Origin of the sequence: Pseudobacteroides sp., from assembly GCF_036567765.1 — a bacterium.
Classification (GTDB): Bacteria; Bacillota; Clostridia; order Acetivibrionales; family DSM-2933; genus Pseudobacteroides.
This window is the reverse complement of sequence record NZ_DATCTU010000025.1, coordinates 15,835-34,316: the sequence shown is the minus strand read 5'-3', so window position 1 is coordinate 34,316 and position 18,482 is coordinate 15,835. Positions and strand designations below refer to the sequence as shown.

Genomic DNA, 18,482 nt, shown 5'->3' with positions numbered 1-18,482 from the left:
GCATTTCCATACCATATGCCTTTGAGGCTCCCAATATTATTTCAGTCATAAGCACAAAAATAAGAATAACTGAAATAAACCTCTTAGTTCCCACAAAATTTCCCCCTTTACTTTTGTGATGATAAATAATTTAGAATAATGTTTGCAATATCGTTTTAGACAACAATATCATATTGTATATAAACATCCATACATAATCAATGCCTAAAATCATTGACCCATGGAAAATAGTTTATACCTAAATTAAAACATATACCTATTTTTTACCTCTTTGCATGAATTAATATAACATGATTTACTTTTTATGCCACCGAAGAACCCATGTTGATTTTCGCAAATAACTTTTGCAGAACCTAACAATAGTTTTTGGCGATGAAGCTTAATTTTCATTGGTTTGAAATATACTAACAAGCTTTGTTATATGATAATAAAAATATTCGTCTATAACCCGCACATATCTTGAATTTGAATAAGCTTTTATTTCATTGATAAAGTCCTCTAGGTTTGTATAATCTGATATTTTTAAAACTTTCATAATTTCAGTATTATCGACTGGTATTAATAGCAATTCTTCCAACAAAGTTTTTAACTGTTTGCTATCCCCTTTATTTATGCTATCCTTTATTTGACTAATAGAAATATCTTGCCCTCTTCCGGTATACTTCAAATATGCTTGAAACTCAAACGCTGAGCTTTCAAGGTCTGTTATTTCAAGAAAGTTATTCACAAACATTTTATGATATTCTTCAGTACTGCATAGAATAATAAGCCATCGTTTTAAGTATCTTGTATTGACATTCAGAATTGATTGAATTGTCTTACATTTACTTTTTTTCATAATCCACCTTCTTAATTTCTTCACTTTAGTCTTATAATAATTCTTTCAAATATTTCTGCTTTTAAGACAATCATAATAACCTTGTTTATAAAAGTATTCCTTAAATAAAATTAATATCTCAGTATAACAGTCATCAATCTTCACGGCTAACTCTTTTTTGTTGTCAGGTAAATAGTTTCTTATTTCCTCGAGATAGTAATTGTATTCTCTATTAAACCTCTCATATTCTTCGATACATTCAAGATTTTTTTCCAAATCATCTAAATGTTTATTTAAAGTATTTGTGGCATCGGTGTTTATTACAGTATTTTTAATATTCATTTTCATTAGCTCAGTATCTGTCAAAATAACTCCATTTTTATCTATTATCATTTTTATCCCTCTTCAAAGTACCTACTTATATTCTTGTATTTTATGCAGTTGTACTGTCATGTTTTAACCGTCGATTTCTTATAGCTATTAATTATAAAAAGCCTTTTAAGTAAAGCTAAACCAAGCTGGCACTCAAGATATCTTTTATCAACTTTCTGAAATACATCTAAAGTTTTAAGATTTATAGTCAAATTGTTCATTTTTTCATTAAGTCTTTTGTAGCATTAATATTTTAACGCAACCTCCATTTCTTTTAATTTTGAATATATCATGATTCTTTTAGTTCATATCACCATTTCTATCTCATATAATCTCAAAGTTGTTGGTGTTTTGTCACATTTAATATGTTACATATCGTACCATATTATATATTTAGTGTGATAAGATGTCAAGGTCTTTTTTCAATATAATGCCATTCGTGTATAACACTGCTTATAGTGTTATACATGAATGGTATAGAACATATAATGACCAAGACAAAGAACTCCGCAGGCCAATAGTTTCCATGTGAAATTTAATTAAAATTAAAGAGCATTAAACGAATTTTATAAGATAGGGTATGAGGTTCAATCCGATATGTCATATTCAGTGCAATAAGCATTAATATTTAAATTCATTTAAATCAATACTTAAAGTGTATATTCCACTATAAGTTTATTTTAGCTTATTTAAAAACTTGTTAAAGTGTTTATTGGGTGATTTTATGCAGCTAGATTATAAAAAACTTGGTAAAAGAATAAAACTTGCTCGTGAAAAGAAAAATTTGACACAGGAACAGCTTGCCGAAATAGTAGGTGTATCCAATAACTATATTAGTAATATCGAGCGAAGGTACTCAAAGCCGAGCCTTGAAACATTAATTAAAATATGTAATGCTCTTGGAGTTACACCTGATTATGTTTTACTTGACTCTATCTACACATCAAAGGAATATATTAAAGATGAAATTGCTGAAAAGCTTCGAAAGTGCTCAAATACTAATACACGTATTATAACAAAATTTATTGATTTACTATTGGAGGAGCAATAATATGGATTTAGTTTAAATTATTAAAGTTTTGTATCTACTCTTACCTCTTAATTAGATTAGCTAGTTTACTTTTTTTGTTGTAGATTTTAAGAATATTTTTTTATGATATAATTGTCAGTATCAGAGGTATGTATTTCTAATTCAATACTAGGAAGTTATTGTGCTTTAGATGAGATATACATATAATAAGAGAATGAGGTGGTATAAAATATGTCGATTTTTAGCGAAAGGTTGCGAAGCTTAAGGTCAATAAGAGGGCAAACTCAAAAGGAATTAGGGAAATTAGTTGGAAAGAGTAGGGAAACTATATGCAAATATGAAATTGGGGATAGAGAACCTGATTTGAATGCCTTAGATGAGCTAGCTAAGTATTTTGGAGTAACAACAGATTACATATTGGGTCGAACTGATGAGCCTGCATTCCCTGATAAAAAAACATATAAAAATCCCTATAATCATTTAAGGGAGTTTGAAACACATCTAAAAGACAGAAAATTTTTACAATATATAAAATTAGCTGTTAGAATTAAAGATAACGATTTAGATTTTGAGTCGATAGAAAAAATGGTAAATAATATGATTAAATTTAAAAATAAAATATCAAGCAACTCAAAGTAAAAACACCCATGACAGGTTTTGGGTGTTTTTACTTTGAGTTACTTACTTTTTAATAAGTATTTGGGTGTTTTAGGTTGATAAAGCCAAGACCAACTTGCTGTCGATGCCACAGTTGCCGCAATTATGTACAATAGACTCGCTAACATTGCCAATATTTGGTGTTTCGTCACTTTCATTGCATCACCTCCATTATTCCTCTTTTTTTCTTTCAGTGTCCAATAACTCTTTTAATAAATTTTTAGCCTCGTCAACATTGTTGTCTTCTAGAAGAGTATATATCTCATTAAATGTTTGCTCTGCATCATTTTCAAGTTTGTTAAATTCCTCAATACCAACAGCTACAACACTTTTAATAGTTTCATGAAGTAATTTAAAAACTATTGAACACGAAGTAGTCAACATCACTAAAAGAAGAAAAGAGTATAATATTTGATGAATTAATGACATTTTGCTATAGTAAATTGTAAAAACATATGAAAAATAGTTCTCTGAAAAAGTTAAAATAAATAATAGTGCAATAAACCATTTATAAAGCTTCTTATCTATAGTATTTAAATTAAATACAGTGTAATATTTACGCAAAAATAATATTGCACATATTTGAAATATACGAGAGGGCAAAGAACACAGCAACAACATAATACTGTTCTTTGAAAAATTATCCAATCCATTCTCAATGCTAGTTATAATATAAGGAATATATGAATTTTCAATAGTCACAAAAAATAAAGCTAGTAATAGAACAATAAAATATGTCTTATAAAGATTTTTTTTGTATATTAATGTTACTATTACAGTATATGCTATTGAATGCAGGATTATGTTAAAGGCTACATTTGGCACTAATGGCCGGATAATACAAGAAGCTAAAAGCATAAGCATTAAGGAAGATATGAAACTTATTATGTTTGATTTATTTAAACTTAAACGTTTTTTTTCATCCTCTAAAATAAGGATTATTACTAAGTTTAAAAGTGCTTCAGGAAAAGATATGAAAAACAATATAAACAAACTCATTACCATTAATTTATACACCCCAATTAAATTTTATCCCATAATTTTCATAATGTAAAGATTTTTTTATTTAATTACAATTTTAGATATTTCTATTATTATTTCATAAATAATATGCTCTTATCTATAATCTACCTCTATAACATTACAAAACAATACACTATTATGGCTTGTTTATACAATTGATTATCAGATATCAGAGCTAACTTTTGTCGAAATATGCATTAGGAAAGCCTTGAAGCATTCTATGGGAGTTAATTTCCTTATTTCCCCTGTTACCATCTTAAATGAAGTACCATAGTTGCTTTTATTAGCTTCAGTTATCACTACTCCATGCCCGTTTTTTAAGTTAAGGTTTATAGTTTTATTTGTCTGGATAAGGAATAGATAAAAAAAAATAAATATGGTTAAAATAATATCTAATCACAGACATTAACGAGTTATTATGATTCTATGAGGAGAACTAGCTTACCTTCTCTTCAAAATTAAGATATCATTTGGTAAAAGTCGCATACCTTTTTCATAACTGTTTGTGCCGCCTGCGACAGCGACAAAATGGGGGATTATCATTATTAAAGTTTTAATTGCAGATGATAACGAGAGCCTGAGTAAACTACTATGTAGGGTTATCAACGAACAGTCCGATATGAAGTGTATTGGAATAGGCGATAACGGAAAACAATGTATACAAATGATTAAGGAATCAGAGCCTGATGTAGTTATTCTTGATATTGTCATGCCTGAGACAGACGGATTAGGTGTACTAAATGAATTGGGGAAGCATCAAAAAAAACCGTCACACTAATAACTTCTGCTATGTACACCGAGAAAACTGTCCAATTATCTTTACAACTAGGTGCTGAATATTTTTTTACAAAGCCTTATGATTTTTATGACGTGATCAAAAGAATTCGAGAATATGTCAAGGATGAACCCGGGCTAAAAAATGAGAATATAAGTAACCATAAAGCTGTTGAAATTGATGAAATGTTAAGTTCAATAGGTATACAAAAGAATTCAAAAGGATTTGTTTATCTTAAAGATATTATTAATCTATATTTAGCATTACATAATATAACATTGAATAATGCATATAAAAATATAGCCTGCAAATACAAATCAAATTGGAGAACTATAGAAAAAGCCATTAGAAGGGCTATTATTTCCGGCTATAACAATCAAACAACAGTTTATAAGGAGTTATACGGAAGGAATATTCCCAGCACTTTAGATTTTATAGACATATTTATAGATAAATGTCGGTGAAAATATTTACATTAAATACATAATCTGGTGAAAGCACTTCTAAAATGTGAGTATTTAGATTTTCTTTGTGTAAATAAGAGGATGAAATTATAATTAAATACACGACGATGTCTATTTATGTCAACTTTCATATATTCTATCTCTCTCAATGATATAATGAAATTACCGGAACACATCAGTCATTGTATTTACACCTCTTCTTCGACTCTTAAAATATATTCCTACAATTATTTGCCCAAGAAATTATATTTTTATTGAACCTTGACAAAGCCATCTTTTAAAGACAGCTTTATAACGTATCTTAAATACATAACCATATGTCCGAAAAGGAAAGCAGCAAAACCAATGCATAAGAAAAATGCATTATAAAACGAGAACAATAGCCCAGTAACGGCAAACTGGTTGCGGTGATACATATGGGGATAATGATACTTCTCCTTGCAGAAATGGGGAGCGGCTTTTGAGACCAAAGGTGGCTCAACTCCACTTCCCATCTTTTTTATGCCCTCAAACAGGCGTCAACGAAATGAAAATGCGGTACCGCAAAAAGCGGCGAGCCACATAAGCAATAGCACTAGAACCATTTTCTTGAGGCAGCTGCTCGTCTTCCTCTGTTCTTCATTTCTGGATTAAAAATTCTTGAAATGGAGGATATGCCATGGGATAGATTTTGTAAAGAGTGCAAAATATCCAAACTTAAGCGATGAAATCATCGAAGATAAGTTCCCTTTTATCTTCAAGTTGAGTAAGGTAATCCGTTGTCGTTCTCCCCCTCCTAGCCTGGATTTTGCAAATCAAAAATTCAGAGACTTGGAGGAAAAAACATGATAGATTACATTAATTGGGATGAGATTCTCAAAAAAGAGGACAGACTCATCGAAAATTCCGACCGCAAGCACCGATATCATTTCAAATCGTTAGAGAGCATGAGCGAGGAACTCCTGTATCAGGAAAGCTCGTTAAGGTATCAGGAGTATGATACGGAAACGACAGAATCAAAAAACTTTATCGAAACCATAAAAAATGAAAAGTTCGCTAATGCTTTACAGCGTCTCACACCAAAACAGTGCAGAGCAGTGGAACTTGCTTACTGGAAAGGCTATAAGCATTGGGAAATCGCTGCCTCTATGGGCTGCAAGCGTAATACTGTAACAGAACTTCTGGCAAGGGCTGTGGAAAGAATTAGTCGCTATATGATGGATTAACTTTTTTATTCAAAGAAATTTTTTAAAATACGACTTTTTACCTTCTCCCATCTCCGATAAGTGAGGAACCATTTGTACCTTGATAAATACCGATGGGTTTTATCGGTTATATCGGAGTGTCGAGTACATTACCTCTCATGCTGTACGCGAGGATCGCCAATCTATTAGGATAGGCAGGAGCGTCCGCCCTTTTGGGTTTTCAGAAGGCCGGCAGACAAAAGGTGTGAGAGTCATAATGATACTTTCCGTAAAAGGACCAGCGAAAAAGCATTAGCTGGGAAAGCGTTGCTCTGGCTGGGATAGGCCTTAGGGAGCTTTCATGCGGGGCGGTTTACCACCGCGGCTCGATATTACCCCCTAGCAGCGGAAAGAAATCCGCCGGGCGTAGGCCCGCTTTTGCGAGTCAAAAGTGCTGAAGCGTATCCGGGAAGCGAGGCCAAATAGGATGCGAGTGTACTTTACTAATATTCATAACTAATATTCATAAAACTTTTGAAACATAGCCTGGCGGCAGAGCTACTGCGGCGGAGCAGATCAATTGCCCTATTAATTTTCTCGTTTGTAAGTCTGCTCCGCCGTACTACTCTACCGCCAGTAAAAAAGGAGAGAAAAACAATGCACCACTACTCTACAATTCATGAGATCAGCCGTGAAATACCGCCCAATATTTTGCAGAAATACGGAAGTTCAGCTCTTTTTATCGCCTATGGCTGCGTTTTGTTATAAGATCAACCGGTTTAATTTAATCATACCTTATCTTATTCATTTTATAATTATGCAGTCTCAATGCTTGCAGCATCCTGAAGATTAAGTTCTTCTATCGCAGCCTCTCTGAGCTTGTATTTTTGTATTTTTCCGCTTGCAGTCATCGGGAAGCTGTCAATAAACTTGACATACTTCGGAGTCTTATGCCTTGCCATATGGCTTTTTACATGCTCCTTAATCCCTTCTTCAGTTATGGTAGCACCCTCCTTTAAGATAATGCAGGCCATAACCTCTTCCCCGTACTGCTTGCTGGGCACTCCTATAACTTGAACATCCTTCACCTGAGGATGTGTGTATAAAAACTCCTCTATTTCTTTGGGATAAATGTTCTCTCCACCTCTTATTATCATATCCTTTATACGGCCTGTAATTTTAAAATAGCCGTTTTCGTCCATTGTAGCCAAATCTCCTGTATGCAACCAACCTTCGCTGTCTATGGCATTAGACGTAGCCTCAGCCATCTTGTAGTAGCCCTTCATAACATTATAACCACGTGCTACAAATTCCCCAGGTGTTCCAACCGGCAGCTCCTGATTTGTTTCGGGATCCACAACCTTGCACTCTACATAGGGTAGTGCTCTTCCAACGGTAGAGACTCTCAATTCAATACTGTCATCCACCCTTGTCTGGGTACAAACAGGCGAAGCCTCTGTCTGTCCATAAGCAATTGTAATGTCCGATGCACCCATTTTTTCAACAACATCCTTCATAACCTTTATAGGACATGGTGATCCTGCCATGATACCAGTTCTTAATTTGCTGAATTTGAATTTATTGAACTCAGGATGCTCCAAAATAGCAATAAACATTGTAGGAACTCCATGTAAAGCCGTACAGTTCTCGTTCTGTACAGCCTCCATTACCTTAAGGGGTTGGAAATAGTCGACAGGAACCATTGTAGTTCCATGGGTCACACATGCCATTATCCCCAAGACACATCCAAAACAGTGGAAGAAGGGTACAGGTATACAAAGTTTGTCTTCATGGGTAAAATTCATACAATCGCCGATGCATTTACCGTTATTGACAATGTTATAATGCGTAAGCATAACCCCTTTAGGAAAGCCTGTGGTTCCTGACGTATACTGCATGTTAATTACATCATGTATATCAAGACTCCTCTGTCTTTCCATAAGCTCCTCATCAGAGACCTTTGATGCCAATTCATACAAGTCATTCCATTTAAACATACCACCATGGTTTTTATCTCCCACATAGATGACATTTTTAAGTACAGGTAGTGCCTTTGAGTTGAGTTTACCTGGTTTAGAAGCCGCTAGCTCGGGGCACAACTCATTCATAATATCAACATAATTACAATCCTTGAATCCCTCAATCAAAATAAGGGTGCTTGTATCAGACTGTCTTAAAAGATATTCCACCTCAAAAATTTTATAGTTTGTATTGACAGTTACCATAACGGCACCTATCTTAGCAGTCGCAAACATTGTCAAAAGCCATTCGGGATAATTGGTAGCCCATATGGATACATGATCACCCTTCTTAACCCCCATAGCCATTAAACCTTTTGCAACCGTGTCTGTCAGATCTTTAAACTCCCTGTAAGTCTTTCTGAAAGGTCTGTCAGTATAAAGGACAGCATCATGGTCAGGGTATCTTTCAGCCATACTATCCAGCAAATCCCCAACGGTAATTTCAAGCAGTCCATTTTTCATCTCATTATTCATATTAGCCCCCCACTATAAAATTTCTTTTTAAGGTTAATTGAAATTTTGTATAAGTTATAACAATTTTTCACGACATAAAAAAAACTCTCTGCCTCCCTCTAGAGACGAAAGTTTATTCCGCGGTACCACTCCAATTGATGCAATAAAATGCATCCACTTATTATAACGGACAAACTGCTTAAGTCTTTTACCTGAATTCACATCTGAAAAGCACGCAGTACTCGTCCATTATCCCTAATAACGTAAGGACACGTTTAAGCTTATAAACACTATCATCCTATCTTTTACTACCGGATATGATAATGGCTTGGGCTTAAAAACTCCAGGGCGAGATTCACGAAAAACATCTGCCGTTTTGCACCAACCAACGGCTCTCTAAAAGACCTTAACGCTACTGCTCCCTTTCACAGTCATTATTGTATTTAATTTAATACATACTAGTAATATATTACTATGGCAGCGTATATTATGTCAATACACCCTTTTTTATTGAAAATTTATTATTTTGAAAACTCATCTATTACCTTGATTAGAACCGGGCCTATAAGTACTGAAAACAGTGTTGGAAATATAAACAAAACCATAGGTATCAGCATTTTTACAGGTGCTTTCATAGCTTTCTCCTGTGCCCTCTGCCTCCTTTTTTGCCTCATCTGCTCCGATTGTATCCTTAAAACATTTCCTATGCTTACCCCCAGTTGATCTGCTTGAATAATCGATCCAATAAAGGTAGTTAAGTCCGCCAGATTAACCCTTTGTGCCATATCCTTTAATGCATCCTTCTTTTGTTTTCCCACTTTAATTTCCTGCAGCACATTTTCAAATTCATTTGCAAGGGCTCCAGGCATCTTATCAATTACCTTTGCAAGGGCACCGTCAAAGCCAAGCCCCGCTTCTACACTTACAGTCAAAAGGTCTAGAACATCTGGCATTGAGTTTCTTATTTCCCGCTGTCTTTCAAGTGTTTTTCTGTTTAAAATAAGCCTCGGAAGCAAAATAGCCATAACAACTTCTATTAACATCAAGGTCACTGTTGTCTTTATTTCAAAGCTTTTAAAATATCCTACAACAGCAGTAATAACTGACAGAGAGGCCATAATTATCAGCTGCATATTTATCCAATCATTTACAGACAAATTAAAGGGCTTACCAGCAATCACAATCTTTCTTTCGAAGTTTAAAATTATTTCCTTTGGAGTATACTTTAAAACAGTCCGACTCAGGCTTGAGAGGATAGGCTGTACAACTCTTACAAAGATGGGCTGATTCAGCTCGCTGTCCATATCCTTTTGTGTCTCTTTTGAAATCTTGTCAAGCCTTATCAATATGATTTGTTTTTTTCTGAAAAAGCCCCCAAACAAAGTATACACAAGCAAGTATGTAGATAGAAAAACCATCAAAAGAACCAATGCCATCATATAATATTGCACCCCTTTATAAAATCAATCAATGCACATATTTTATATTTCAATTTTTACAATCCTGCTTATGAAGTATATGCCGGTAAGCTCCATCAGCAAAGAAAAAACAACTATCAAAATTCCGATCGGATGTGTAAACAGCCCTATCATATAATCACGGTTTATAACAAAAAGTATGAGCCCCAAACCAAAAGGAAGCACTGAAATAATAAACCCTGATGCCCTTCCCTGTGCTGTTACTGTTTTTACCTCTCCCTTAATCTTTATCCTCTCACGTATTGTTGTAGATATATTATCCAGAACTTCTGAAAGGTTACCTCCAACCTGCCTCTGAATTAGCACAGCTGTTACAACAAGCTCCAAATCATCGCTCTTTATCCTGTTCACAAGGTTTTCCAAAGCTTTCTCGGTGGTGAGTCCAAGGTTTACTTCTTTTTGCATAAATGCAAACTCTTCTGCTATTGGCCCCGTCATTTCCTTGGATATGATATCTACCGCCTGAAAAAAGCTATACCCTGCCTTAAGTGAGTTTGACATGAGTACAATGGCATCGGACAGCTGTTCATTAAGCATTTTTAGTCTTTTCTTAATTCTCATCTTTAGGAATACTGGAGGGAGCAGCCAGCCAAGTATGGATAATATTATTGTCATAAGCACTGAATTGGATGTAATGAAAGTTAGAAATCCCAAAATAGCCATAAGTATCAAAGATATTGTAATGAATTCTTCTGCTTTTAAAAGCAAGTGGGCTCTTACCAGCTTTCTCTGTATTTCCCTTTTATAGTTGTCAAGAAACCTGGCATTTCCTATTCCGCGAGCAATAATTCCAAGACCCGCTCTATATTCCCTGCTTGAAACCTTTCGCTTGTCTTCACGTATTTCATCGGTATTTATGTATCTTTTTATTCTGGAAACAGCTTTTTGCTTGCTATATATAAACTTCAGAACAACATATCCCAATAAAAAAACGGTTATGAAGGTGGATATAATTACTACCAGTATCATTATTAGCCCTCCTTTACCACAATTCCCTAGACACTACAAAATTACGAAGTGATTTTGCATCCTTGGCTGTTGTCGTGAGAAATTGTGGTGTATACCACAATTTCCTAGACACTAAAAAGATCAGGAGGCAAAACTACGCCGGACTTTTCAAACTTATCAAAAAATTTGGGTTTTATCCCTGTAGGCACCACATCTCCCATCATCTTTCCGTTTTCGTCCTTTCCCTTCTGCTTGTATACAAAAATATCCTGAAGGGTAATTATATCCCCCTCCATCCCTATAACTTCCGTTATATGAGTAATTTTCCTGCTTCCATCCTTAAGCCTTGACTGCTGGACAATAAGATCTACGGCAGACGCAATCTGTTCTCTGATTGCACGAACGGGCAGTTCCATTCCCGCCATGAGTACCATTGTTTCAAGCCTGGCCACCATATCCCTCGGAGTATTGGCATGCCCTGTTGTAAGGGATCCATCATGTCCTGTGTTCATAGCCTGCAGCATATCAAGTGCTTCACCGCTTCTTACCTCTCCTACAACTATTCTGTCCGGCCTCATACGGAGGGAGTTTCTAACAAGATCCCTTATTGTTATTGCTCCTTTGCCTTCAATATTGGGCGGCCTTGTCTCAAGCCGTACTACATGTTCCTGCCTAAGCTGTATTTCTGCCGCGTCTTCTATGGTCACTATTCTTTCATCGTCAGGTATGAAGGATGATATTACATTCAAGGTTGTAGTCTTACCGCTGCCCGTACCACCGGAAACAACTATGTTTAACCTTGCCTCAACACATGCCTTTAAAAACATAGCGATATTGGGGGTTATTGTTCCAAAATTTATCAGATCCTTTACTGTATAAGGCTTTTCCGAGAACTTTCTTATTGTGATTGTGGGACCGTTTAACGCAAGGGGCGGTATTATAACATTTACACGAGAACCGTTGGGAAGCCTTGCGTCAACCATGGGTGAACTCTCATCAATTCTTCTTCCTAATGGAGCTACAATTTTTTCAATTACATGCATCACATGCTGTTCATCTTTAAAAGTAACGTCACTTAAAGTTAGCCTTCCTTTCTTCTCAACATATACCTGATCCGGGCCGTTTACCATAATTTCCGACACAGACGGATCATGTATCAGGGGATTTATAGGACCAAACCCTATTGTTTCATCTATAACCTCCGAAAGGATCTTCTGCCTGTCATTTTTTGAAAAGTAATTGGTCTCCTGTTCCAAAATCCCCTCGGCGATAGCAGTTATTTCATTTTTAAGCTCTTCATCCTCATGGTCGGATTCCATGTTTTTAAATGCCTCTGTCTTAATCTGTTCAATAATTTTGCTGTGAATTTTGGATTTAACCTCTGCAAAAGGATCTTCCTTATCATTCTGAGGTTTTTTGGATTTAACGTTTTTATTGTCTGCAACATCTATATTTTTTTCCTTCTGAAGCCTTTCCAAAAGAGACATTTCTATTCCTCCAGCCAATATATTCTAATAGTGCACCAAATACGTTTCACATTAATAGATTCCCAGCAGCTTTTTTATAGAGCTTTTTTCTTTTTGGACCTGAGCCTTTTCAATTGTCAATTCATCAGCCATTGACATTATTGCTTTTGCAACCTTCGTATCCGTTCTGGTCATTACAAATGGAAATCCCTTGTTGGCGGATGTTATGACTGTGGCACTGTCCTCAGGTACATAGGACCAGATTGTGTGCTTTAAAGTTTCTTCAAAATCCTTATATTTGATGCCAAATTGCTCTGAAGCCTTATTTAACACAATTTTTGTCTTTTCTTTTGAATAGTGCAGCGATTCCATAATGTCCAGGCCGGACTTGATATTCTTTATTGTAGGAAGATCAAGCGTTGAGACAAGGAGAATCTTGTCCGACAAGTCAAGGGATGTCAATACCGTTTCATGGAAGCTTGCAGATGTATCAATAATAATGTAATGATAATTTTCCTTGAGGACTTTTATAATCTTTTCAACATGGGAGGATGTTATGTACTCTGCATATTCAGGTTTAAGAGGTGCAGGCAGCACCTTAACCCCCGAAAAGTGGGTAACAAGATAATCATCTAGAAGATTTGCATCCAGCATGTTTATTTCTTTAATAAGATCGCTTATTGTATTTTTAATTGTGACATTAAGCATAATGGCAATGTCTCCGAACTGCAGATCAAGGTCCAAAAGAGCAACCCTCTTCTTTGTGGACCTGGCAATGCTTACGGCAAGATTTGATGATATTGTTGTTTTACCGACTCCGCCTTTAGTGCTGAATACGGTAATAACCTTTGACTTTATTTCCTCTTGGACCCTGTTGATTCCGATGTTTTCCTTCCTCTTTGCCTCTGTTTCATAAGTATTTATTATACTGATAATCAGATCATCACTGGAAAAAGGTTTTGTAATAAATTCGCGGGCACCGGCAGACATAGCCTTTCTCAAGTACTCTTGCTCTCCTTGAACCGACATTATTATAACACTGGTTTCGGGACACTCTATACTTATTATCGAAGTAGCTTTAATTCCATCCATTACAGGCATATTTATATCCATCAAAATCACATCAGGCCTTAATTCTTTTGCGATATTAACCGCTTCTGCACCATTCTCGGCTTCGCCCATTACCTCAAACCTCTTTTCAAAAGCCAGAATAGTTTTAATATTGCTCCTGGTTTCCTCAGAATCATCAACTATTACAACCCTGATTTTCTCCATAACCTTCCTCCTATCCCAGTTACCTGCCTTTTACAGTTTCCTGCGGCAGTTTATCCGCCTCACGGCGGCTGTAAGGCACAACTTTTGAGTTCCTCTCCGATGTAACATCTGTCCGTGTTACTCCCTGTGTTTTTTTAGTGCTGTTGTCTCCAACTGATCTTAATGCAAGACGCAATGTAGCAAATTCACTTACATAAACCAGCCGCTCAGCCTCTTCAGGCGTTAATGCAAAGGTTACCGTTTTAGCAGTCTGGGTAACCTTTTCACCCTCATTCATTTCAATATTCTGTTCCTGCCCAAGAGCAAGAACCAATATATTTTCCAATGCAGTTTTTGTCATCCTTGGATATATTGTTACATCATCCCGGTCTTCAATCTCTTCCTTTTCGAAGTTTGCAATTATATCAACATAATCACCTGGCCTTATAAGGTTTGAAACAGCAATCTGCTCATTGACGTTGATACTCAAAGCCCTTTTACCCTCAGGTACACTATATACAAGATCGGTCTTGTCATCGCCTACCAACCTATCACTTACTATTTGCTCTCCTTCAAGAATTGTGTCCCTTGTCATCTTGCCTACTAGCTCCTTTTCATCCTTTATAGCACTCTTACTGACAAACTTATTGGGAACATCCTGAATTTTGAAATCTCCCTCAACTATCTTGTGTTTTACCGGAAGCGTCTTGGCTGCAACAAAAACCTTTATGGTATCTTCCTTAACAACCTGGGTTTTGGCTGTTCCATCCTTTATGTAAAAATAAATTAAGAATGTAGTAATGAAAGCCATCATTAAAGCGACTAAAATTATTTTCCTGTTTACAGTTTCCATAATGCCCCTCCTCAATTACTCAACTCTCATCACAGTTTTAGCCTTAAGATGAACCGATTTATTTAAAATAGCACTGATTACCGGTGTAATCAGTACATTGTCATATTCAACGGTAATTGAAACCTGTTCTCCTTTTTTCCTGTAATATTCCGAAGGATAAATGGTTATAGATCTCTTAGATGAGTTCATTGTCCTTGTAAGGTCATTTGCAAGGCTTATAATTTCTGTATCAGTCCCGCCTACTGCAGCTTTTCTGGCACATTCCCTTGATGCATTGCTTAGAACTATATAATTATTAAACATTATCCCAAAGTCTATAATCCCCATCAGTATCAAAATCACAATGGGCAGTACCAATGCTGTCTCAACAACAGCCTGTCCCTTTTTTGCCGAAGTAAACTTTACTTCCATAAAACCATCCCTTAGTTAAATTTTATGCCCTACCTAATCGGAAGCAACCCTTTGGCCGTTCCGCAGATAGGGCTATGATATTTAATAAGTTTTTATAATTTACATATTTATACAAAAAGAAATTTTAATTCATATTGTTGGATACATTGTTAAACAGGTCTGCAATCTTAGGTCCAAGGACAACAAGAGCAGCAATTACAGCTACCGCTATCAATGATATAATGAGTCCGTACTCTACCATACCCTGCCCTTTTTTACTGTGAGTATAAGCCTTTAAATAATCCATATACATTTTAATCATAAGAAATTCCACCTTTCAATTTTTAAAACCTATTTATTATCGTGCCCTTCATCATAATTTAATTATAAATCTATCAGGCTTCACCTTCCATACGCCATTAGGACTTAATTTGTGGGTATTTAATGCCTATAAAAAAGAATAGGTTATTCCTATTCTCTAGTTCTATATTACTATTAACTTTATATTCCCATCTTCGCCTGTCAGGCCTTGATATTGTGCTTGAATGCATAGATTGCAGCCTGGGTCCTATCTGATACATTCAGCTTCTTAAATATATTTGAAACATGGTTTTTCACTGTTTTTTCGCTTATATAAAGCTTCTTGGCTATCTCCTTGTTAATGAGTCCTTCTGCTATGAGGCCTATAACTTCAATTTCTCTTGAAGTCAGAACATTTTCTTCCTCTTTGCTCCTTGAATGAGTAGAAATCCTGGTGAATTCTCTCACCAGCTCACTTGTCATATTGGGCTGTATGTATGAGTTTCCCTCCGATACTGTTCGTATTGCCTCTATCAGAACAGAAGCCTCAGCATCCTTTAAAACATAGCCCTCGGCTCCAAGCTGTATTGTTTTAAATAAATACTCTCTATCTTGGTGTATGGTCAGTACCACAACCTTATAAACACCCTCATCCTTTTTCAGCTCCTCGATTGCTTGCAGCCCATTCATACCAGGCATATTGATATCCATAAGAATTACATCGGGCTTAAATTCCCTTGCAAGCTTTACAGCCTCTTCGCCGTTTGAAGCCTGGGATACAACCTCAATGTCATTTTCAAGTTCCAGTATCTGCTTAATTCCCTGCCTCACCATATGATGATCGTCTGCAATCAGAACCCTAATTTTTTTCATCTGCATCCCCCTTATTTTGAGTTAAAGGTATCATTATACTTAGCCTGGTACCAGAACCCAAACGTGAATTTATACTAAATTCCCCGTCCAAGAGCTCCACTCTTTCCTTCATGCTGAATAGACCGAAACCTCCGTCTATGTCGTGCCTAACCTTAATGTTTTCTGCATCAAAGCCGATACCGTCATCAATAATTGAAATCCTCAGCTTGTCTTCGAGAAATTCAATGTTGATTACCACACTATTTGCCTTGGCATGTTTCCTTATATTATTTAATGCTTCCTGAACTATTCTGAAAACTGTAAGGGAAATTACAGATCTAATTTCACTTATGCTTCCCCTTGATTTAAATTGTATATCTATTTTGTTTTCATCCTGAAAAGTTGATGTAAACCTTTGGAGAGTAGGCACAAGCCCTAGATCATCGAGGGACATAGGCCTCAAGTTATAAATTATTTTTCTTACATCAACAAGACTATCCCTGACTATCCTTTTCAGGTTCTGAAGCTCAAGCCTGGCTTTTTCCACATCTACATCAATAAGCTTCTCACAAATCTCAGCCTTTAAAACGACATTGGACATGGACTGTGCAGGACCATCATGAATTTCCCTTGCCACTCTCTGGCGTTCATCTTCCTGTGCTTTTATAATTCTTATACCCCACACATGCCTCTGCTGGATGTCTTCTATTTGATTTCCCAGATTTATCAAATCACCACACAGGTATTCCATTGCAACACCGACATGGGCCATCAAATTATCAGCCTTCTGAACTGTCCTAAGTACCTCTTTAATTCTAACTTCCAGATCATTCCTTCTTTTTACGAAGTATTTTTCTTTTTCCCGTTTTATTACAAGCTCTATACGTAAGTTATCGGCTTTTTCATATGCTTGCTTTAGCTCTTCCTGTGAATATTTTTCAAAATTCTTATTTACCGCCATCAGCTTTTTTCTGCTTATCTGCAGTTCCTTTTCAATCTCGTCCACCTCTTTTATAAGCTCGGCAGTCTCAATCTTTAAATGATGAAGCTCAGATTCAAGGTTTCTATGCTCCTTACGAGCACTATCGGCTATTTCACAAATCTCTTTCTTACTTCCATTTATCGCCTCAACAACTTTTTTTATTATTCCGTCCATTTTTGAAGCATCAAATTTGTAATTAGCCATAAAAAACCTCCTAATATTTAAGGTTTAACCCATCTGTTATCCGATTCCTTTCTTACATTCATCTCATCGAGTGCCCTTTTTACAGCTTTATACAAAGCCTCGGCCGTTTCCTGTCTGAAGTAGGCTGTACTTAAACTGTTTCTGTCACTATAATTTGATATATATGCAATTTCTGCAATCACTGCAGGCATCTCTGTCCTACGCAAAACAGAAAGATTGGGTCTTGCAATAATTCCGTTATCAATTGTACCAAGCCTTTTTATAAGTTCTCCCTGAACGATTTGTGCCAGCCGCTCACCGTTTATCTTTCCATTTCCAGTGCTTCCCCCAGGACAGTATAAAGTCTCAGTTCCCTTATAATTGGAGTTGTCAGGCATATTATTGTTGTGAATACTCAAAAATAATGTTACATCCTTTTCATTTGCCATATCAGATCTTTCTCTAAGACCTACAGATGAATCGTCCTTTCTCGTATAAACAACTTTCAAACCGTCACTTTCTAACATTTTACCCAATCTTAAGGATATATCAAGGTTCACTGTTTTTTCAAGTACATTGCCGAAATATGTTCCCAAATCCTCCCCGCCATGTCCCGGATCAATCATCAGTATTACCTCTTTTTTTTCAGGTATAGGTGTTGGTTGTACTTTATCCTCACTGCTTTTTTCATTAACAGGTGCGGTAACCTGTACCCTATCGCCTTTATCATTAAAAGTCGGAGTACCTGAACTCACCATATACTTATTGAAAAAAAAGGCAGAATTGAGTATTACAAATAATACCGATAGTAAAATTATCAGCGACCTTATAAACAAGGAATCTATCTTTATTATTTTTTTCATAGGCCCCACCTTTTTTATATATTTATTTTTTTCATTGATTTATTAACTGCTTATAAGGGGTGATCATTTCAATATATATAATTATCGACTTTTTTCATCACAATATCCAGTTGAATATTGTAACTTTGGTACCTTAAT

At 35.8% G+C, this 18,482-nt stretch carries 21 protein-coding genes and 1 other annotated feature; of the genes, 5 read left to right on the top strand and 16 right to left on the bottom strand.

Going from position 1 to position 18,482, the window contains the following annotated elements; translation table 11 throughout:
* Positions 1 to 379: 379 nt before the first annotated feature.
* A complete protein-coding gene (locus VIO64_RS04145) occupies positions 380 to 838 on the bottom strand; it encodes a hypothetical protein (RefSeq protein ID WP_331915449.1) in 459 nt (152 codons plus the stop codon).
* Between the two features lie 45 nt (positions 839 to 883).
* Complete coding sequence (locus VIO64_RS04140) at positions 884 to 1,210, bottom strand: hypothetical protein (RefSeq protein WP_331915447.1); 327 nt, start codon at positions 1,208 to 1,210, stop codon at positions 884 to 886.
* Positions 1,211 to 1,913: 703 nt separating this feature from the next.
* Between VIO64_RS04140 and VIO64_RS04135 the strand changes: the two genes are divergently transcribed.
* A complete protein-coding gene (locus tag VIO64_RS04135; RefSeq protein ID WP_331915445.1) occupies positions 1,914 to 2,240 on the top strand; it encodes a helix-turn-helix transcriptional regulator in 327 nt (108 codons plus the stop codon).
* Between the two features lie 210 nt (positions 2,241 to 2,450).
* Positions 2,451 to 2,858 (top strand): helix-turn-helix transcriptional regulator, encoded by a 408-nt coding sequence (locus VIO64_RS04130; protein WP_331915443.1) that lies wholly within the window; start codon positions 2,451 to 2,453, stop codon positions 2,856 to 2,858.
* 38 nt (positions 2,859 to 2,896) lie between these two features.
* On the opposite strand, the gene VIO64_RS23035 is transcribed toward VIO64_RS04130, so the two are convergent.
* Both VIO64_RS23035 and VIO64_RS04125 read right to left on the bottom strand, forming a co-directional pair.
* Positions 2,897 to 3,004 carry a cyclic lactone autoinducer peptide gene (locus VIO64_RS23035; RefSeq protein ID WP_414705233.1) on the bottom strand — a complete coding sequence of 36 codons (108 nt, stop codon included), beginning with the start codon at positions 3,002 to 3,004 and terminating at the stop codon, positions 2,897 to 2,899.
* Positions 3,005 to 3,047: 43 nt separating this feature from the next.
* Positions 3,048 to 3,881 (bottom strand): hypothetical protein, encoded by an 834-nt coding sequence (locus VIO64_RS04125; protein WP_331915441.1) that lies wholly within the window; start codon positions 3,879 to 3,881, stop codon positions 3,048 to 3,050.
* A 523-nt stretch (positions 3,882 to 4,404) separates the two neighbouring features.
* Here VIO64_RS04125 and VIO64_RS04120 point away from each other — a divergent pair.
* Both VIO64_RS04120 and VIO64_RS04115 read left to right on the top strand, forming a co-directional pair.
* On the top strand, positions 4,405 to 4,677 hold the full coding sequence (locus VIO64_RS04120) for a response regulator (RefSeq protein WP_331915439.1): 273 nt from the start codon (positions 4,405 to 4,407) through the stop codon (positions 4,675 to 4,677).
* Between the two features lie 92 nt (positions 4,678 to 4,769).
* The gene (locus VIO64_RS04115; protein WP_331915437.1) at positions 4,770 to 5,138 is read left to right on the top strand and encodes a sporulation initiation factor Spo0A C-terminal domain-containing protein; all 369 of its coding nucleotides are present in this window, start codon (positions 4,770 to 4,772) and stop codon (positions 5,136 to 5,138) included.
* Positions 5,139 to 5,389: 251 nt separating this feature from the next.
* Here the strand turns inward: VIO64_RS04115 and VIO64_RS04110 are convergent, their stop codons facing one another.
* Complete coding sequence (locus VIO64_RS04110) at positions 5,390 to 5,632, bottom strand: hypothetical protein (RefSeq protein WP_331915435.1); 243 nt, start codon at positions 5,630 to 5,632, stop codon at positions 5,390 to 5,392.
* A gap of 330 nt (positions 5,633 to 5,962) precedes the next feature.
* Between VIO64_RS04110 and VIO64_RS04105 the strand changes: the two genes are divergently transcribed.
* Positions 5,963 to 6,343, top strand: a complete 381-nt coding sequence (locus VIO64_RS04105; RefSeq protein WP_331915433.1) for an RNA polymerase sigma factor — start codon at positions 5,963 to 5,965, stop codon at positions 6,341 to 6,343.
* A 773-nt stretch (positions 6,344 to 7,116) separates the two neighbouring features.
* Here VIO64_RS04105 and VIO64_RS04100 read toward each other — a convergent pair.
* From VIO64_RS04100 to VIO64_RS04050, 11 genes are all read right to left on the bottom strand, one after another.
* Complete coding sequence (locus VIO64_RS04100; RefSeq protein WP_331915431.1) at positions 7,117 to 8,796, bottom strand: AMP-binding protein; 1,680 nt, start codon at positions 8,794 to 8,796, stop codon at positions 7,117 to 7,119.
* A 97-nt stretch (positions 8,797 to 8,893) separates the two neighbouring features.
* Positions 8,894 to 9,213 (bottom strand) — a binding site (T-box leader).
* Between the two features lie 83 nt (positions 9,214 to 9,296).
* A complete protein-coding gene (locus VIO64_RS04095) occupies positions 9,297 to 10,214 on the bottom strand; it encodes a type II secretion system F family protein (protein ID WP_331915429.1) in 918 nt (305 codons plus the stop codon).
* A 42-nt stretch (positions 10,215 to 10,256) separates the two neighbouring features.
* Positions 10,257 to 11,222, bottom strand: coding sequence for a type II secretion system F family protein (locus tag VIO64_RS04090; protein ID WP_331915427.1), 966 nt, complete (start codon positions 11,220 to 11,222; stop codon positions 10,257 to 10,259).
* A 104-nt stretch (positions 11,223 to 11,326) separates the two neighbouring features.
* Entirely contained in the window at positions 11,327 to 12,688 is a 1,362-nt protein-coding gene (locus VIO64_RS04085) for a CpaF family protein (protein WP_331915425.1), read from the bottom strand.
* Between the two features lie 51 nt (positions 12,689 to 12,739).
* Positions 12,740 to 13,942 (bottom strand): response regulator, encoded by a 1,203-nt coding sequence (locus tag VIO64_RS04080; protein WP_331915423.1) that lies wholly within the window; start codon positions 13,940 to 13,942, stop codon positions 12,740 to 12,742.
* Between the two features lie 19 nt (positions 13,943 to 13,961).
* Positions 13,962 to 14,774 carry a Flp pilus assembly protein CpaB gene (gene cpaB, locus VIO64_RS04075; protein WP_331915421.1) on the bottom strand — a complete coding sequence of 271 codons (813 nt, stop codon included), beginning with the start codon at positions 14,772 to 14,774 and terminating at the stop codon, positions 13,962 to 13,964.
* Positions 14,775 to 14,789: 15 nt separating this feature from the next.
* On the bottom strand, positions 14,790 to 15,185 hold the full coding sequence (locus tag VIO64_RS04070) for a TadE family protein (RefSeq protein WP_331915419.1): 396 nt from the start codon (positions 15,183 to 15,185) through the stop codon (positions 14,790 to 14,792).
* A 124-nt stretch (positions 15,186 to 15,309) separates the two neighbouring features.
* Entirely contained in the window at positions 15,310 to 15,486 is a 177-nt protein-coding gene (locus tag VIO64_RS04065) for a Flp family type IVb pilin (RefSeq protein ID WP_331915417.1), read from the bottom strand.
* Between the two features lie 200 nt (positions 15,487 to 15,686).
* A complete protein-coding gene (locus VIO64_RS04060; RefSeq protein ID WP_331915415.1) occupies positions 15,687 to 16,337 on the bottom strand; it encodes a response regulator transcription factor in 651 nt (216 codons plus the stop codon).
* A complete protein-coding gene (locus tag VIO64_RS04055; RefSeq protein ID WP_331915413.1) occupies positions 16,324 to 17,502 on the bottom strand; it encodes a sensor histidine kinase in 1,179 nt (392 codons plus the stop codon). Before VIO64_RS04055 ends, VIO64_RS04060 begins: the two co-directional genes overlap by 14 nt.
* Before the next feature lie 17 nt (positions 17,503 to 17,519).
* Complete coding sequence (locus VIO64_RS04050) at positions 17,520 to 18,344, bottom strand: N-acetylmuramoyl-L-alanine amidase (protein ID WP_331915411.1); 825 nt, start codon at positions 18,342 to 18,344, stop codon at positions 17,520 to 17,522.
* Positions 18,345 to 18,482: the final 138 nt, after the last annotated feature.

What these genes read in the sequence shown, in the direction of transcription:
- VIO64_RS04145 (WP_331915449.1), bottom strand. Translation starts at nt 838, where the DNA reads ATGAAAAAAAGTAAATGTAAGACAATTCAATCAATTCTGAATGTCAAT.
- VIO64_RS04140 (WP_331915447.1), bottom strand. Translation starts at nt 1,210, where the DNA reads ATGATAATAGATAAAAATGGAGTTATTTTGACAGATACTGAGCTAATG.
- VIO64_RS04135 (WP_331915445.1), top strand. Translation starts at nt 1,914, where the DNA reads ATGCAGCTAGATTATAAAAAACTTGGTAAAAGAATAAAACTTGCTCGT.
- VIO64_RS04130 (WP_331915443.1), top strand. Translation starts at nt 2,451, where the DNA reads ATGTCGATTTTTAGCGAAAGGTTGCGAAGCTTAAGGTCAATAAGAGGG.
- VIO64_RS23035 (WP_414705233.1), bottom strand. Translation starts at nt 3,004, where the DNA reads ATGTTAGCGAGTCTATTGTACATAATTGCGGCAACTGTGGCATCGACA.
- VIO64_RS04125 (WP_331915441.1), bottom strand. Translation starts at nt 3,881, where the DNA reads ATGGTAATGAGTTTGTTTATATTGTTTTTCATATCTTTTCCTGAAGCA.
- VIO64_RS04110 (WP_331915435.1), bottom strand. Translation starts at nt 5,632, where the DNA reads ATGGGAAGTGGAGTTGAGCCACCTTTGGTCTCAAAAGCCGCTCCCCAT.
- VIO64_RS04105 (WP_331915433.1), top strand. Translation starts at nt 5,963, where the DNA reads ATGATAGATTACATTAATTGGGATGAGATTCTCAAAAAAGAGGACAGA.
- VIO64_RS04100 (WP_331915431.1), bottom strand. Translation starts at nt 8,796, where the DNA reads ATGAATAATGAGATGAAAAATGGACTGCTTGAAATTACCGTTGGGGAT.
- VIO64_RS04095 (WP_331915429.1), bottom strand. Translation starts at nt 10,214, where the DNA reads ATGATGGCATTGGTTCTTTTGATGGTTTTTCTATCTACATACTTGCTT.
- VIO64_RS04090 (WP_331915427.1), bottom strand. Translation starts at nt 11,222, where the DNA reads ATGATACTGGTAGTAATTATATCCACCTTCATAACCGTTTTTTTATTG.
- VIO64_RS04085 (WP_331915425.1), bottom strand. Translation starts at nt 12,688, where the DNA reads ATGTCTCTTTTGGAAAGGCTTCAGAAGGAAAAAAATATAGATGTTGCA.
- VIO64_RS04080 (WP_331915423.1), bottom strand. Translation starts at nt 13,942, where the DNA reads ATGGAGAAAATCAGGGTTGTAATAGTTGATGATTCTGAGGAAACCAGG.
- cpaB (WP_331915421.1), bottom strand. Translation starts at nt 14,774, where the DNA reads ATGGAAACTGTAAACAGGAAAATAATTTTAGTCGCTTTAATGATGGCT.
- VIO64_RS04070 (WP_331915419.1), bottom strand. Translation starts at nt 15,185, where the DNA reads ATGGAAGTAAAGTTTACTTCGGCAAAAAAGGGACAGGCTGTTGTTGAG.
- VIO64_RS04065 (WP_331915417.1), bottom strand. Translation starts at nt 15,486, where the DNA reads ATGATTAAAATGTATATGGATTATTTAAAGGCTTATACTCACAGTAAA.
- VIO64_RS04060 (WP_331915415.1), bottom strand. Translation starts at nt 16,337, where the DNA reads ATGAAAAAAATTAGGGTTCTGATTGCAGACGATCATCATATGGTGAGG.
- VIO64_RS04055 (WP_331915413.1), bottom strand. Translation starts at nt 17,502, where the DNA reads ATGGCTAATTACAAATTTGATGCTTCAAAAATGGACGGAATAATAAAA.
- VIO64_RS04050 (WP_331915411.1), bottom strand. Translation starts at nt 18,344, where the DNA reads ATGAAAAAAATAATAAAGATAGATTCCTTGTTTATAAGGTCGCTGATA.